14 protein-coding genes are annotated in these 14,207 nt (G+C 43.9%); all 14 read left to right on the plus strand.

Translation table 11 applies throughout. The features are described from left to right. The first annotated feature begins 116 nt into the window (after positions 1-116). The 14 genes from tsf to rnhB all read left to right on the plus strand — a co-directional run bounded on the left by tsf (position 117) and on the right by rnhB (position 14,138). Positions 117-962, plus strand: coding sequence for a translation elongation factor Ts (gene tsf / locus OCT63_RS02190; RefSeq protein WP_060468330.1), 846 nt, complete (start codon positions 117-119; stop codon positions 960-962). Between the two features lie 161 nt (positions 963-1,123). Next, complete coding sequence (gene pyrH / locus OCT63_RS02195) at positions 1,124-1,855, plus strand: UMP kinase (RefSeq protein ID WP_017056304.1); 732 nt, start codon at positions 1,124-1,126, stop codon at positions 1,853-1,855. Between the two features lie 98 nt (positions 1,856-1,953). Further along, on the plus strand, positions 1,954-2,511 hold the full coding sequence (gene frr / locus OCT63_RS02200) for a ribosome recycling factor (protein WP_017056305.1): 558 nt from the start codon (positions 1,954-1,956) through the stop codon (positions 2,509-2,511). Between the two features lie 98 nt (positions 2,512-2,609). Next, the gene (locus OCT63_RS02205) at positions 2,610-3,362 is read left to right on the plus strand and encodes an isoprenyl transferase (RefSeq protein ID WP_017056306.1); all 753 of its coding nucleotides are present in this window, start codon (positions 2,610-2,612) and stop codon (positions 3,360-3,362) included. Between the two features lie 15 nt (positions 3,363-3,377). Continuing rightward, complete coding sequence (locus OCT63_RS02210) at positions 3,378-4,220, plus strand: phosphatidate cytidylyltransferase (protein WP_060468329.1); 843 nt, start codon at positions 3,378-3,380, stop codon at positions 4,218-4,220. A 50-nt stretch (positions 4,221-4,270) separates the two neighbouring features. Continuing rightward, positions 4,271-5,479, plus strand: coding sequence for a 1-deoxy-D-xylulose-5-phosphate reductoisomerase (ispC, locus tag OCT63_RS02215; protein ID WP_161752378.1), 1,209 nt, complete (start codon positions 4,271-4,273; stop codon positions 5,477-5,479). Further along, the gene (rseP, locus tag OCT63_RS02220; protein ID WP_269983096.1) at positions 5,476-6,834 is read left to right on the plus strand and encodes a sigma E protease regulator RseP; all 1,359 of its coding nucleotides are present in this window, start codon (positions 5,476-5,478) and stop codon (positions 6,832-6,834) included. Before ispC ends, rseP begins: the two co-directional genes overlap by 4 nt. Positions 6,835-6,882: 48 nt before the next feature. After that, positions 6,883-9,288, plus strand: a complete 2,406-nt coding sequence (gene bamA, locus OCT63_RS02225) for an outer membrane protein assembly factor BamA (protein WP_269983097.1) — start codon at positions 6,883-6,885, stop codon at positions 9,286-9,288. A gap of 27 nt (positions 9,289-9,315) precedes the next feature. After that, positions 9,316-9,816: an OmpH family outer membrane protein gene (locus tag OCT63_RS02230; RefSeq protein ID WP_017056311.1), complete on the plus strand. Its 501-nt coding sequence runs from the start codon at positions 9,316-9,318 to the stop codon at positions 9,814-9,816. Positions 9,817-9,822: 6 nt separating this feature from the next. Beyond that, on the plus strand, positions 9,823-10,854 hold the full coding sequence (gene lpxD, locus OCT63_RS02235; RefSeq protein ID WP_161673821.1) for a UDP-3-O-(3-hydroxymyristoyl)glucosamine N-acyltransferase: 1,032 nt from the start codon (positions 9,823-9,825) through the stop codon (positions 10,852-10,854). Between the two features lie 93 nt (positions 10,855-10,947). Further along, complete coding sequence (gene fabZ / locus OCT63_RS02240) at positions 10,948-11,400, plus strand: 3-hydroxyacyl-ACP dehydratase FabZ (protein ID WP_029626974.1); 453 nt, start codon at positions 10,948-10,950, stop codon at positions 11,398-11,400. 1 nt (position 11,401) lies between these two features. After that, on the plus strand, positions 11,402-12,190 hold the full coding sequence (gene lpxA / locus OCT63_RS02245; protein WP_060468325.1) for an acyl-ACP--UDP-N-acetylglucosamine O-acyltransferase: 789 nt from the start codon (positions 11,402-11,404) through the stop codon (positions 12,188-12,190). A gap of 82 nt (positions 12,191-12,272) precedes the next feature. Beyond that, positions 12,273-13,469: a lipid-A-disaccharide synthase gene (gene lpxB / locus OCT63_RS02250; RefSeq protein ID WP_269983098.1), complete on the plus strand. Its 1,197-nt coding sequence runs from the start codon at positions 12,273-12,275 to the stop codon at positions 13,467-13,469. Positions 13,470-13,517: 48 nt separating this feature from the next. Further along, positions 13,518-14,138, plus strand: coding sequence for a ribonuclease HII (rnhB, locus tag OCT63_RS02255; RefSeq protein WP_017630589.1), 621 nt, complete (start codon positions 13,518-13,520; stop codon positions 14,136-14,138). The last annotated feature ends 69 nt before the right edge of the window (positions 14,139-14,207 follow it).

Consider the following 14,207-nt stretch of genomic DNA (forward strand, 5'->3'; position numbering starts at 1 on the left):
GTTCACATTAAGTAATCATAATAGATGGCTTGAGGAACTGAATACAGTCAATATCAGGGGCCAATTAATGAGGCCCCTGTTTTTTATCTTTTTTAGAATTTACTGAGGAATAGAGAATGGCAACTGTAACTGCAGCTCTAGTTAAAGAACTTCGTGAACGCACAGCTGCGGGCATGATGGAATGTAAAAAAGCGCTTGTTGCTGCTGAAGGCGACATCGAGCTAGCAATTGAAAACATGCGTAAATCTGGTGCAGCAAAAGCAGCTAAAAAAGCTGGTAACGTTGCGGCTGAAGGCGCAATCATCATCAAAGAAGCAAACGGCGCTGCTGCTCTTCTTGAAGTTAACTGCCAAACTGATTTCGTTGCTAAAGATGCAGGTTTCCTTGCATTCGCTAACGAAGTTGCTGAAGTTGCTCTAGCAGAGCGTCTAGAGATCGCAGATCTTCAAGCTAAATTTGAAGACGCGCGTATCGCACTAGTAACTAAGATCGGTGAAAACATCAACATCCGTCGCGTACAATTCGTTGAAGGTGTTGCTCTAGCTTCTTACCGTCACGGTGAGAAAATCGGTGTTGTTGTTGCTGGTGAAGGCGAAGCTGAAACTCTTAAGCACATTGCAATGCACGTTGCTGCATCACGTCCTGAGTTCCTAAACCCAGAAGACGTACCTGCAGACGTAGTTGAGAAAGAAAAAGCAGTTCAAGTTGAAATCGCTATGAACGAAGGCAAACCAGCTGAAATCGCAGAGAAAATGGTTGTTGGCCGTATGAAGAAATTCACGGGCGAAATCTCTCTAACTGGTCAAGCTTTCATCATGGAGCCTAAGCAAACTGTTGGCGCTATCCTTAAAGAGAAAGGCGCTTCAGTATCTAGCTTCGTACGTCTAGAAGTTGGTGAAGGTATCGAGAAAACTGCTGAAATGAGCTTCGCTGACGAAGTTGCAGCGGTACAAAAAGGTTAATCCTTAGCGTATTGTTTGAAAAAAGACCGTGGCAATTGCTGCGGTCTTTTTATGAATAGTGACTTATTTTTTGCTCGCAATGTTAGCGGTTATGAATGCGAACTGACATCTTCAGTTTTTATCCATGACTGTTAATCACAACTCTTTGGAAGGTAAACTCCATGACTACGAACCCTAAACCAGCGTATCAACGTATTCTGTTAAAACTTAGCGGTGAAGCACTACAAGGCGAAGAAGGTTTTGGTATTGACCCGACGATCTTGGATCGTATGGCTCAAGAAGTAAAAGAATTGGTTGAACTAGGTGTTCAAGTCGGTGTTGTTATCGGTGGCGGTAACCTTTTCCGCGGTGCTGGTCTTGCTGAAGCCGGTATGAATCGCGTTGTTGGTGACCACATGGGTATGCTTGCAACGGTAATGAACGGCCTTGCAATGCGTGACGCTCTACACCGTGCTTATGTGAATGCACGTGTAATGTCAGCAATCCCTCTTAAAGGTGTGTGTGACGACTACAATTGGGCAGACGCAATCAGTCAACTACGTCAAGGTCGTGTTGTGATCTTCTCTGCTGGTACTGGTAACCCATTCTTTACTACGGATTCTGCTGCATGTTTACGTGGTATCGAAATCGAAGCTGACGTCGTTCTAAAAGCGACAAAGGTAGATGGTGTATTTACTGCTGACCCTGTAGCAAACCCAGAAGCAGAGCTGTATGATACGTTGTCTTACAATACAGTTCTTGATAAAGAACTTAAAGTAATGGATTTGGCTGCATTTACGCTAGCACGTGATCACAAAATGCCAATCCGTGTATTTAACATGAATAAACCAGGCGCACTACGTCGCGTGGTTATGGGTGAAACTGAAGGTACATTAATCAGCGACGCTGACTAATTTTTCGGGCTTACTGATGTGTTCTACTTCAGTAAGCTTATCCTTATCACTCCAAATAAAAAGCTTTCTTGAAGAAAGAACATAATCAAGGTGAAATTGTGATTAACGAAATTAAAAAAGACGCTCAAGAGCGCATGGTAAAAAGTGTTGATGCACTAAAAAACAGCCTGCAAAAGATTCGTACGGGTCGTGCTCACCCTAGCTTACTTTCTGGCATTACTGTGGAGTACTACGGTGCACCAACGCCTTTGACTCAAGTCGCGAACGTGATTGCAGAAGATGCGCGAACACTAGCAATTACAGTGTTTGATAAAACACTGACGCCTCTAGTAGAAAAAGCGATCATGACATCTGACCTGGGTTTAAACCCTATGTCAGCTGGTACAGTTATTCGTGTTCCACTTCCACCGCTAACGGAAGAGCGTCGTAAAGACCTCGTGAAAATTGTTCGTGGCGAAGCTGAAGGTGGCCGTGTTGCTATCCGTAATATCCGTCGTGACGCGAATGGCGATCTAAAAGCGCTTCTTAAAGATAAAGAAATCTCTGAAGACGAAGATCGTAAAGCACAAGACGAAATTCAAAAGCTAACTGACGCTGCGGTTAAGAACGTAGATGAAGTTCTAGCCACTAAAGAAAAAGAGTTGATGGAAGTTTAACTTCCCATATTCTTTTCTTTCCGGAAAAACGCTGTACTCACTGTTCAGCGTTTTTTTATGCTACTCTGTTCGACTATTAGAATTTGATTCACTCTTTTATGCATAATTCTCAAGCGTTCACAGACTCTCTTCCTAAACACATTGCTATCATCATGGACGGCAATGGCCGCTGGGCAAAAGCTCAGGGCAAACCTCGCGTCTTTGGCCATAAAAACGGTGTTCAGGCTGTTCGTAAAACCATCTCTTCTGCTGCCAGGCTTGGCATTAAAGCCGTTACTTTATTTGCATTTAGTAGTGAAAACTGGCGTCGTCCTGAAGAAGAAGTCGGAATCTTGATGGAACTGTTTATTTCAGTGCTGTCGAGCGAAGTGAAAAAGCTTCATAAGAATAATCTACAACTTCGTGTTATTGGTGATAAAAGTCGTTTTAATGATCGACTACAAAAGAAGATAGAAGAAGCGGAAGCTTTGACTAGCACTAATACCGGTATGGTTATTAATATTGCGGCTAACTACGGCGGAAAGTGGGATATTCAGCAAGCAATGACCTCTATTGCTCAAAAGGTAAAGTCTGGCAATATTAATGTAGAAGACATTGATGAAGCTATGATTACACAACACCTTACGATGTCTGATATTCCTGAGGTTGATCTACTTATTCGTACCAGTGGTGAGTGCCGCATTAGCAACTTTATGCTTTGGCAGTTGGCTTACGCTGAAATGTATTTCACTGAACAATTCTGGCCAGACTTTAATGAAGACAGCTTAGTTGAAGCTGTGACTTGGTTTGTAAACCGTGAGCGTCGCTTTGGATGCACCGGCGAGCAAATTAAAGCTCTGATGGACAGTTAATAAGGATTTTTTGGTTTGAAACAACGAATTATTACGGCGTTGATTTTGGCTCCCCTAGTTATTCTAGGTATTTTTGAGTTATCACTTCCCACTTTTATTCTTTCACTATCAGTCATTGCGCTGTTGGGTTTTTGGGAGTGGACTCAATTTGTTGAAAGTAAATCGCGTTATTTAGCGTTGATTCCAACAGTTGTTATAAGTGCTGCAAGTTTTGCTTTTATTCCTTTTGATGCATTTAGCCTTAATAACTTATCTAGTGCTCACTACGCCATTCTAACTATTGGCTCGATTTGGTGGGTTATAGCGAGTGGTATGGCAGTGACTTACCCTAAGTCTATGCCTGCATGGAAAGGTTCATTGCTACTCCGTCATGCATTTGGTGTCCTGACTCTGCTTCCTTTCTTCTGGAGCGTGGTTATCTTGCGTGCTAATGGTATCGATGTTGACCCTTACCATGGTGCAAAACTAGTGATGTTCGTTTGCTTGCTGGTGTGGGCTGCAGACAGTGGTGCTTATTTTGCAGGAAAGAGTTTTGGTAAGCGTAAAATGGCGCCAGCGGTAAGCCCGAATAAGACGATTGAAGGTCTGGTTGGTGGCATTATTACTGCGGTGATCGTGGCTTGGATCTTTGCTGATTTGTTTGACATCCAGTTTACAAGCCCTTTCCACATGATTGTTATTACTCTTGTGACCGTCGTTATCTCTGTTCTTGGTGACCTTGTTGAAAGCATGTTTAAGCGTGTTTCTGGGGTGAAAGACAGCAGTAATCTGATTCCTGGTCATGGTGGTATACTTGATAGAATAGATAGCTTAACGGCTGCATTCCCTGTCTTTGCTCTGCTTTATTTAGCATTCTAATAAAAAGGGCAGTGATTCTGCCCTTTATTACATTTCTACGGTCATATGTGATGCGAAATCTAACTATCCTTGGCGCTACCGGCTCAATTGGTGCAAGTACACTAAAAGTCGTTGAGCAAAACCCAGACCTCTATTCGGTTGTGGCATTGGCTGCTGGATCGAATGTTAAAAAGATGCTGGCACTCGTTGAAAAGTGGCAACCAAGCTATGTTGCTATGGCTTGCCCTGATGCAGCGTCTCTGTTGGTTGAAATGTTGTCTGCGGATTACCCGAACGTGCGAGTGCTTTCAGGAGCTGAAGGCATGTGTCAGGTCGCTTCCCTAGATGAAGTGGATACAGTAATGGCTGCGATTGTTGGTGCGGCGGGATTACTTCCTACGATGTCTGCGGTTGAAGCGGGTAAGCGTATTTTACTGGCTAACAAAGAAGCCTTGGTGATGTCTGGGCAGTTGTTTATCGACGCTGTGGAAAAATACGGTGCAGAGCTTCTTCCTGTTGATAGTGAGCACAACGCTATCTTTCAATGTCTGCCGCAAAACGTACAAACTAATCTAGGTCGTTGTGACTTGGAAGAGAACGGTATCAACCATATTCTCTTGACGGGCTCTGGCGGTCCTTTCCGCTATAGCGATATTGAAGAGCTTGAGTCAGTGACACCAGAAAGAGCGATCGCACACCCCAACTGGTCTATGGGGCCTAAAATATCTGTCGACTCTGCGACTATGATGAACAAAGGTTTAGAGTACATTGAAGCTAAATGGTTATTCAATGCCTCTCAGGAGCAGTTAAAGGTCATCATTCACCCTCAGTCTGTGATTCACTCTATGGTCCAGTATAAGGATGGTTCTGTGCTTGCTCAGATGGGCGAACCCGATATGGCGACACCAATCGCCTTGACGATGTCTTACCCTGCTCGTACTGAAGCCGGTGTTAAGCCTTTGGACTTCACTAAAGTGAGCGAGCTGACCTTTTTAGAACCAGACTTTAGTCGTTATCCGTGTTTGAGGTTAGCGATTGAAGCCTGCTATCTAGGGCAACATGCAACAACGGCAATTAACGCTGCAAACGAAATTGCAGTCGATGCTTTCTTGAGTAATCAAGTGAAGTTTACCGATATTGCTGTCATTAACGAACATGTTATGAGCAAAGTATGTGAACAACATAACTCTGAGAGCTTAGATAGCTTGGAAAGCCTTCTCGAGCTAGATAATATGTCTCGTCAAATAGCCATTCAATTTATTAAAGAGCAACTAACATGAGTGGAATTCTGTGGAACTTCGCATCTTTTATTGTAGCGCTTGGCATTCTGGTCGCTGTTCATGAATTTGGACATTTCTGGGTCGCTCGTCGTTGTGGTGTAAAAGTTGAAAAATTCTCGATCGGTTTTGGTAAATCAATCTGGAGCAAAGTTGGCCGTGATGGTACTGAATATAGCCTGTCAATGATCCCACTGGGCGGCTACGTTAAAATGCTTGATGGTCGCGTTGATGATATCTCTGAAGGACAACAGCAGTACGCTTTTGACAAAAAGCCACTTTGGAAGCGAACCGCGATTGTGGGGGCTGGGCCTGCATTCAACTTTATCTTTGCGGTGTTCGCGTATTGGTTAGTATTTTTGATCGGTGTGCCAGCGGTTAAGCCCGTAATTGGTGAAGTCGCTCCGCAATCTATTGCCGCACAAGCCGGAATTGAAACTGGGATGGAACTTAAATCTGTTTCAGGAATCAAAACCGCAGATTGGGAATCAGTTAATATGGGGTTGATATCTCATATAGGTGATCAATCCATGACAGTAACGGTTGCTTCTCAAGACGATATCGGCTTTGAACAGCAAATGACATTGGATATTTCAGAGTGGTCGTTCAACCCAGAAACTGAATCTGCAATGACAACGCTTGGTTTTAGACCGTACTCTCCAGAGATATCGACAGTGCTTGCTCAAGTAATTGATGATGGCGCTGCATATCATGCAGGGCTAGAAGCCGGCGATAAAATTGTTGAGATCAACGGGCAATCTATTGAACAGTGGCAGTCGGTTGTGGACCTCATTCGTGCAAACCCAATGACCTCATTGGACATGGTCGTGTTGCGAAATGGTATTGAGAAGTCATTAGTTATGACGCCAAAAAGTCGAGAGCTTTCTGATGGCTCTACAATCGGCTATGCGGGTATTGCTCCGGAAGTCGCAGAATGGCCAGAAGATTATCGCTTTGAGTTACAATTTGGTGTAGTTGAGTCTGTAGGAAAAGCATTTGATAAAACAGGTCAAATCATCGGTTTGACGCTGACAATGCTTAAGAAGCTCATCGTTGGCGATGTTGGCTTAAACAACTTGAGTGGCCCTATTTCAATCGCTAAAGGTGCAGGTACAACCGCCGATTATGGTCTGGTTTACTTCTTAGGCTTTTTGGCTCTGATTAGTGTTAACTTGGGTATTATTAATTTAGTTCCGCTGCCTATGCTTGATGGCGGACATTTGCTCTTTTTCGCTATTGAGGCCGTTACTCGTAAACCGGTATCTGAGAGAGTTCAGGAAATGGGATACAGAGTGGGAGGGGCAATCCTCTTCTCTTTGATGGCTCTGGCAATATTTAACGATTTTACTCGTCTGTGAATGGTTTCTCACAGGCATTGGTAGTAGCAAGGAATAATTAGAATAAGTATGGCGATTAAGCAAATTCTGTTCGCAAGTCTATTGGCCACTAGTGTGGCTGCGAACGGAGCACAAAACTTTGTAGTTCAAGATATTAAGATCGAAGGTTTACAGCGTGTTGCACTTGGTGCTGCTCTACTGAAAATGCCAGTGCGTATTGGCGATGAAGTGGATCAAGGCGACGTATCTGAGATCATTCGTGCATTGTATGCTTCAGGTAACTTTGAGGACGTTAAAGTACTTCGTGATGAAGGTGTATTGATTGTTCAAGTTCAAGAACGACCAACCATTGCAAGTATTTCATTCTCTGGTAACAAAGCGATCAAAGAAGAGCAGCTTCAGCAGAACCTTGATGCGTCTGGTGTCCGTGAAGGTGAAGCGCTTGACCGCACAACGCTGAGTAATATAGAGAAAGGTCTTGAAGACTTTTACTACAGTGTTGGTAAGTACAACGCGACAGTTAAGGCGGTAGTCACGCCTTTGCCGCGTAACCGTTCAGACCTTAAGTTTGTGTTTACTGAAGGTGTGTCCGCTAAGATTCAGCAAATCAACTTTATCGGTAATGAAGTTTTCTCTGATGCTGACCTGCTTAGCCGTTTCAACCTCAATGTAGACGTTTCATGGTGGAACTTCCTTGCGGATGAGAAGTACCAGAAGCAAGTCTTAGCCGGCGATATAGAAGCGCTGAAATCGTACTACCTTGATCGTGGTTACCTTAAATTTAAAGTGGACTCAACACAGGTTGCTATCTCTCCTGATAAGAAAGGCGTTTATATCACGCTGGGTATTGATGAAGGTGAAGCTTACACCGTTAAAGATGTCGCATTTCGTGGTGAGCTTATTGGTCGCGAGGCGGATTTTGATGCTCTAGTACCATTTGAAGATGGCGATACGTACAACGGCTCCTCTGTGACTTCACTAGAAGAAGGCGTAAAACGTATTCTGGGTGAGTCTGGTTATGCTTACCCACAAGTTCGTACTATTCCAGAATTCAATGACGAGACGAAAGAAGTTTCGCTCGTTATCAATGTAGAAGCGGGTAGCCGTATCTACGTGCGCGATATTCGTTTTACGGGTAACAACTCAACTAAAGATGAAGTGTTACGTCGTGAAATGCGTCAAATGGAAGGCAGCTGGCTCAACTCGAAATCAATCGATACCGGTAAGAGTCGCCTGAACCGTTTAGGTTATTTTGAAACCGTAGATGTACAAACGGTTCGTGTTCCTGGCAGCGAAGACCAAGTCGATTTGGTTTACAACGTTAAAGAAGCGAACTCGGGCAGCATTAACTTTGGTGTCGGTTATGGTACTGAGTCAGGTGTGAGCTTCCAAGTTGGCCTACAACAAGACAACTTTGCAGGTTCAGGTAACCGCGTTGGCGTAAGCGCCATGATGAATGATTATCAAAAGAATATAAGCTTAGATTACCGTGACCCATACTGGAACCTTGATGGTGTGAGTTTAGGTGGTAAGGTCTTCTATAACGAATTTGAAGCATCTGAAGCGGGTATTGTCGATTATACCAACCAAAGTTATGGTACAAGCCTAACATGGGGTTTCCCTATGGATGAGCTGAACCGTATTGAGTTTGGTGTCGGCTACACGCACAACAAGATCGGTAATGTTCCGACTTATATTCAGGTTGAACAGTTTGCACGAAGTATTGATCAATATGGTGACGAACACATCTTAACCGATGACTTTGACATCAATATCTCTTGGACTCGTAACAATCTGAACCGTGGTTTCTTCCCTACCGAGGGTAACCACCAACGTGCTTTCGCTAAAATGACAGTACCAGGTTCTGATGCTAAGTACTTTAAAGCTCAGTATGATGTAAAACATTACATCCCGCTGACCAAAAAGCATGAGTTCACACTATTGATGCGCGGCCGATTAGGCTATGGTAATGGTTATGGTCAAACGGATGGTAACGATAACTTGTTCCCATTCTACGAGAACTACTACGCGGGTGGCTTTACAACCTTACGTGGTTTTGGCTCTAACTCAGCGGGCCCAAAAGCAGTTTACGGAAGCAGTACGGGGAACAACCCGACTTACAGTTCTGCAACCGATGATTCAGTTGGTGGTAACGCGGTTGCTTTGGCAAGTTTAGAGTTAATCGTACCAACACCGTTTGCTTCTGACGAAGCTCGTAGTCAGATCAGAACCAGTGTCTTCTTTGACATGGCAAGTGTATGGGATACTGAATTCGTAGATCGCGGCGCACCTAATAGTGGCCGCCAGTATTACTACGACTACTCTGATCCAACAAACTACCGCTCATCTTATGGTGCCGCGCTTCAATGGATGTCACCGATGGGCCCACTGGTTTTCTCTCTAGCGAAACCAATTAAAATTTACGAAGGTGATGACGAAGAATTCTTTTCATTCACCATTGGTAGAACTTTCTAATATTTAAAGGACAATATTTTGAAAAATATGATTAAAGCAGCAGGTTTAGGCCTTGTGGTTCTTAGCTCTTCTTTCTTTGCAACAGCGGCAGAAGCTGCGCAAAAAGTGGGTTATGTAAACACTGCACAAGTATTCCAGGCTCTACCTCAACGCGAAGTTGTTCTTCAAAAAATGCAGGAAGAGTTCAAAGACAAAGCGGCTGAGCTACAAAGTATTCAAGCTGAAGCCAAAACGAAGATTGAAAAGCTTAAGCGTGATGGCGAGCTACTAGGTCCTGACGAAGTTGAGAAGCTTCGTATCGAAGTCGGTCAACTAGATAGCAAGTACAAAATCAAAGCTCAAGCACTAGAAAAAGCAAGCCAACGTCGTGAAGCACAAGAGAAGCAGAAGCTATTCAAAGTGATTCAAGATGCTGTAACAAAAGTTGCAGAGAAAGAAGGCTACGACATGATCGTTGATATTCAAGCTTTGCAATACGGCAAGCCAGAATACAACATCTCTGAGAAAGTAATTAAAGCACTGAAATAAGTTTTTATGAAGAACCTGACTTTAGCCGAATTGGCAACAATTACCGGTGGAGAGCTACATGGAGACGGGACTATTACCGTTTCAGCAGTTGCTCCTATGGATAAAGCGCAAGAAGGTAACATTACGTTCCTTTCTAACGTGAAGTACAGCAAGCACTTAGGTGACTGTAAAGCATCCGCTATTATGGTCAAAGAGAGTGAGCGTGAACTGTGTAAGACTAACGTGATTGTGGTTAATGACCCATACGTTGCGTTTGCTAAAGTGGCTCAAGCGCTTGATACTACTCCTGCACCTGCTGCGGCTATTGCTGATTCAGCTTCAATTTCAGGTGATGCGATCATTGGACAAAATGTGTCTATTGGTGCGAATGCTGTGATTGAGTCTGGTGTGGTACTTGGTGATGACGTGAGCATCGGTGCTGGCTGCTTCATTGGTAAAAACGCAAAAATTGGCACCGGCACTAAGCTGTGGGCTAATGTTAGCATTTACCATGAAGTTGTGATTGGCGAAGCATGTCTGATTCAATCAAGCACGGTTATCGGATCTGATGGTTTTGGTTATGCGAACGAGAAAGGTGAGTGGGTTAAGATACCGCAAGTCGGTTCAGTTCGTATTGGTCACCGCGTAGAAATCGGCGCGTGTACGACTATCGACCGCGGTGCTTTGGACGATACAGTGATTGAAGATAACGTTATCTTAGATAACCAACTTCAAATTGCTCACAATGTTCACATCGGATATGGTTCAGCTCTTGCTGGTGGTACTATTGTGGCTGGCAGCACGACGATAGGTAAGTACTGTATTATTGGTGGCGGTTGTGTGATTAATGGTCATATTGAAATCGTTGACGGCGTTACAATCACCGGTATGGGGATGGTAATGCGCAGCATCACTGAGAAAGGCATGTACTCTTCGGGTATTCCTTTACAGCCAAATAAAGATTGGCGTAAAACGGCAACGCGTGTACATCGTATTGATGAAATGAACAAGCGTCTGAAAACCGTTGAAAAACTTATCGAGAAGAGTGCGGAATCATAATTCCAGCATTTCTAATAAAAGGCTCGCGTACAGCGAGTCTTTTTCGTTTATAATCCTTTTAATTAAATAAAGAATATACATAGGAATACGACTTTGACTACTGAACAGACAACGATGAACATTACTGAAATTCAGGAACTATTACCTCATCGCTACCCATTCTTAATGGTTGATCGTGTGACTAGCTTTGAAAAAGCAAAAACACTTACCGCGATTAAGAATGTTTCTGTTAATGAACCTCAGTTTACGGGCCACTTTCCAAAGCTTCCAGTATTCCCAGGTGTGTTGATTTTAGAAGCAATGGCACAAGCAACAGGTCTTCTTGCATTTAAATCTTTTGGTTCACCTTCGGGTAATGAGCTTTACTATTTTGCTAGCGTAGATAAAGCTAAATTCCGTAAGCCAGTCGTACCAGGTGATCAATTGGTTATCGAAGTTGAATTCTTAAAAGAACGTCGTGGTATCGCATCGTTTAACGGCGTTGCTAAAGTTGATGGCGTAGTTGTATGTTCAGCTGAACTTAAATGTGCTCGTAGAGAGTTTTAATATGATTCATGAAACAGCGAAAATTCACCCGGCAGCAGTAATCGAAGGTGATGTAACTATCGGTGCTAACGTGACGGTTGGGCCTTTCACTTACATTGCTGGTAATGTGACTATTGGCGACGACACTGAAGTGATGTCGCATGTTGTGATCAAAGGTCACACAACGATTGGCAAAGAGAACCGCATTTTCCCACACGCAGTGATCGGTGAAGAGAACCAAGATAAGAAATACGGCGGTGAAGATACTACTGTTGTGATCGGTGATCGCAACGTGATTCGTGAAGCCGTTCAGATCCACCGTGGTACGACTCAAGACAAAGCAACCACAGTGATCGGTGACGACAACCTACTTTGTGTTAATGCTCACGTAGCGCACGATGTTATTGTTGGCAACCACACTCACATTGGTAACAACGCTATCCTTGGCGGTCACGTGACTGTTGGCGACTACGCTGGTGTAATGGCACTCTCTGCGATTCACCCGTTTTGTTCAATTGGCGCTTATGCTTACATTGGCGGCTGTTCTGCGGTAGTTCAAGATGTACTACCTTACGTACTTGCACAGGGTAACCATGCTGCTCCATTTGGTTTGAATCTTGTTGGCCTGAAGCGTAACGGGTTTGAGAAACCAGAAATTCGTGCACTACAGAAAGCGTACAAAGAGTTATACCGTTCAGGCAAAACACTTGAAGAAGCGAAAGCGGCTTTAGTTGAAATGGCGAAAGAATTTACTTCGGTGGCCCCTATGCTAGAAATGCTAGAGAACTCTGAGCGCGGTATTATTCGTTAATACTTGGTGTGATTGGTATAAAAAAGATCGCTACTCGTTAGGCGGTCTTTTTTGTTTTAGGCAAGAAGGAAATTGAAAGAATATGGCACAGCAAGAATCACAAACCAATAGCTCGGGCTTTGTTTCGAATACACCATTGCGCATAGGTATCGTAGTCGGAGAGCTCTCTGGTGACACGCTTGGCGAGGGTTTCATCAAAGCAATAAAATCACAGTATCCGAATGCTGAGTTCGTAGGTATTGGCGGACCGAAAATGAAGGCTCTGGGTTGTGAATCTCTTTTCGAAATGGAAGAGCTTGCCGTAATGGGGTTAGTTGAAGTTTTGGGCCGTTTACCTCGCTTGTTAAAAGTGAAAGCGGAACTGGTGAAGTATTTCACTCAAAACCCACCCGATGTATTTGTTGGTATCGATGCGCCTGATTTCAACCTGAGGCTTGAGTTAGACCTTAAGAATGCAGGCATTAAAACGGTCCATTACGTGAGCCCTTCAGTATGGGCATGGCGTCCTAAGCGTATCTTTAAAATCGATAAAGCAACCGACTTGGTACTGGCGTTTCTGCCATTCGAGAAAGCGTTTTACGATAGATATAATGTTGCCTGTGAGTTTGTTGGCCATACACTGGCAGACGCAATTCCTTTGGATCCAAGCAAACAAGACGCTCGTGAGCTATTAGGTTTAGATCAAGACAAACAGTGGTTAGCCGTATTACCAGGCAGTCGTGGTGGTGAGATGGGGTTGATTGCTCAACCGTTTATCGAGACTTGCCAGCGCATTAAGCAAAAATACCCTGATATTAATTTTGTTGTTGCGCTTGTTAATGAACAGCGCAAAAAACAGTTTACTGAAATTTGGCAATCAATAGCGCCAGAGCTTGAATTTACATTAGTGGAAGATACTGCAAGAAACGTAATTACTGCGGCTGATTCTGTACTTTTGGCTTCAGGTACTGTTGCTCTTGAGTGTATGCTGCTAAAGCGTCCGATGGTTGTTGGCTATAAAGTGAATAAGTTGACGGGCTACATTGTCAAGAAGCTCGCTATCACTGAGTTTGTATCACTGCCGAATATTCTGGCGGGCGAAGAGATCGTGAAAGAGCATATTCTTGAAGAGTGCCATCCTGATTTCTTGTTCCCATCTGTCGATAAAATGCTGTCTGCCGATAACAGTGGCTTGATCGAACGTTTTACCGAGATGCACCATTGGATCCGTAAAGACGCTGATAAGCAAGCCGCCAACGCGGTGCTGAAATTGATCGGCCGAGAGTGTGTTGAATCATAGAGTGCAGCCCTCTAAAGCACTGACTTATTAGTTACAAAGAGAATTTTCATGGCAGTCAAAGAGAAAAAAGAGCTTCCTCCGTTTGAATACCCACAAGGCTACCAGTTGTTTGCTGGCGTGGATGAAGTTGGGCGTGGACCGTTAGTGGGAGATGTTGTGACAGCTGCCGTTATCCTCGATCCTAATAACCCAATTGAAGGCTTAAACGACTCAAAAAAATTATCTGAGAAGAAACGCCTTGCGCTGCTTCCTGAGATAAAAGAGAAAGCACTGGCATGGTCGGTTGGTCGTTGCTCTCCGCAAGAAATTGATGAGTTGAATATTCTGCAAGCAACCATGGTCGCAATGCAGCGTGCCATTGCAGGGCTAAGTGTTCAGCCTGATATGGCCCTGATCGATGGCAACCGCGTTCCTGATTTGCCAATGGACGGTCTGGCCATTGTGAAGGGCGATTTACGAGTGGCAGAGATCAGTGCGGCGTCTATTATCGCTAAAGTGGTTCGCGACCAAGAGATGGAAGAGCTTGATAAACTTCACCCTGAATTTGGTTTTGCTAAACACAAAGGTTACCCGACTAAGGCGCATTTCGAAGCGATTGAAAAACATGGTGTAACCGAGCATTACCGCAAGAGCTTTAAGCCAGTAAAACGCATCCTTGGCATAGATTAGAGCGCATTGATTAAGCTTTATGTTGATTAGAGCTGGGCATCGAATAAAGTTGCTTAGTGATGCTAGAAA

It is taken from the genome of Vibrio sp. RW (genome assembly GCF_027587105.1).
Classification (GTDB): domain Bacteria; phylum Pseudomonadota; class Gammaproteobacteria; order Enterobacterales; family Vibrionaceae; genus Vibrio; species Vibrio toranzoniae.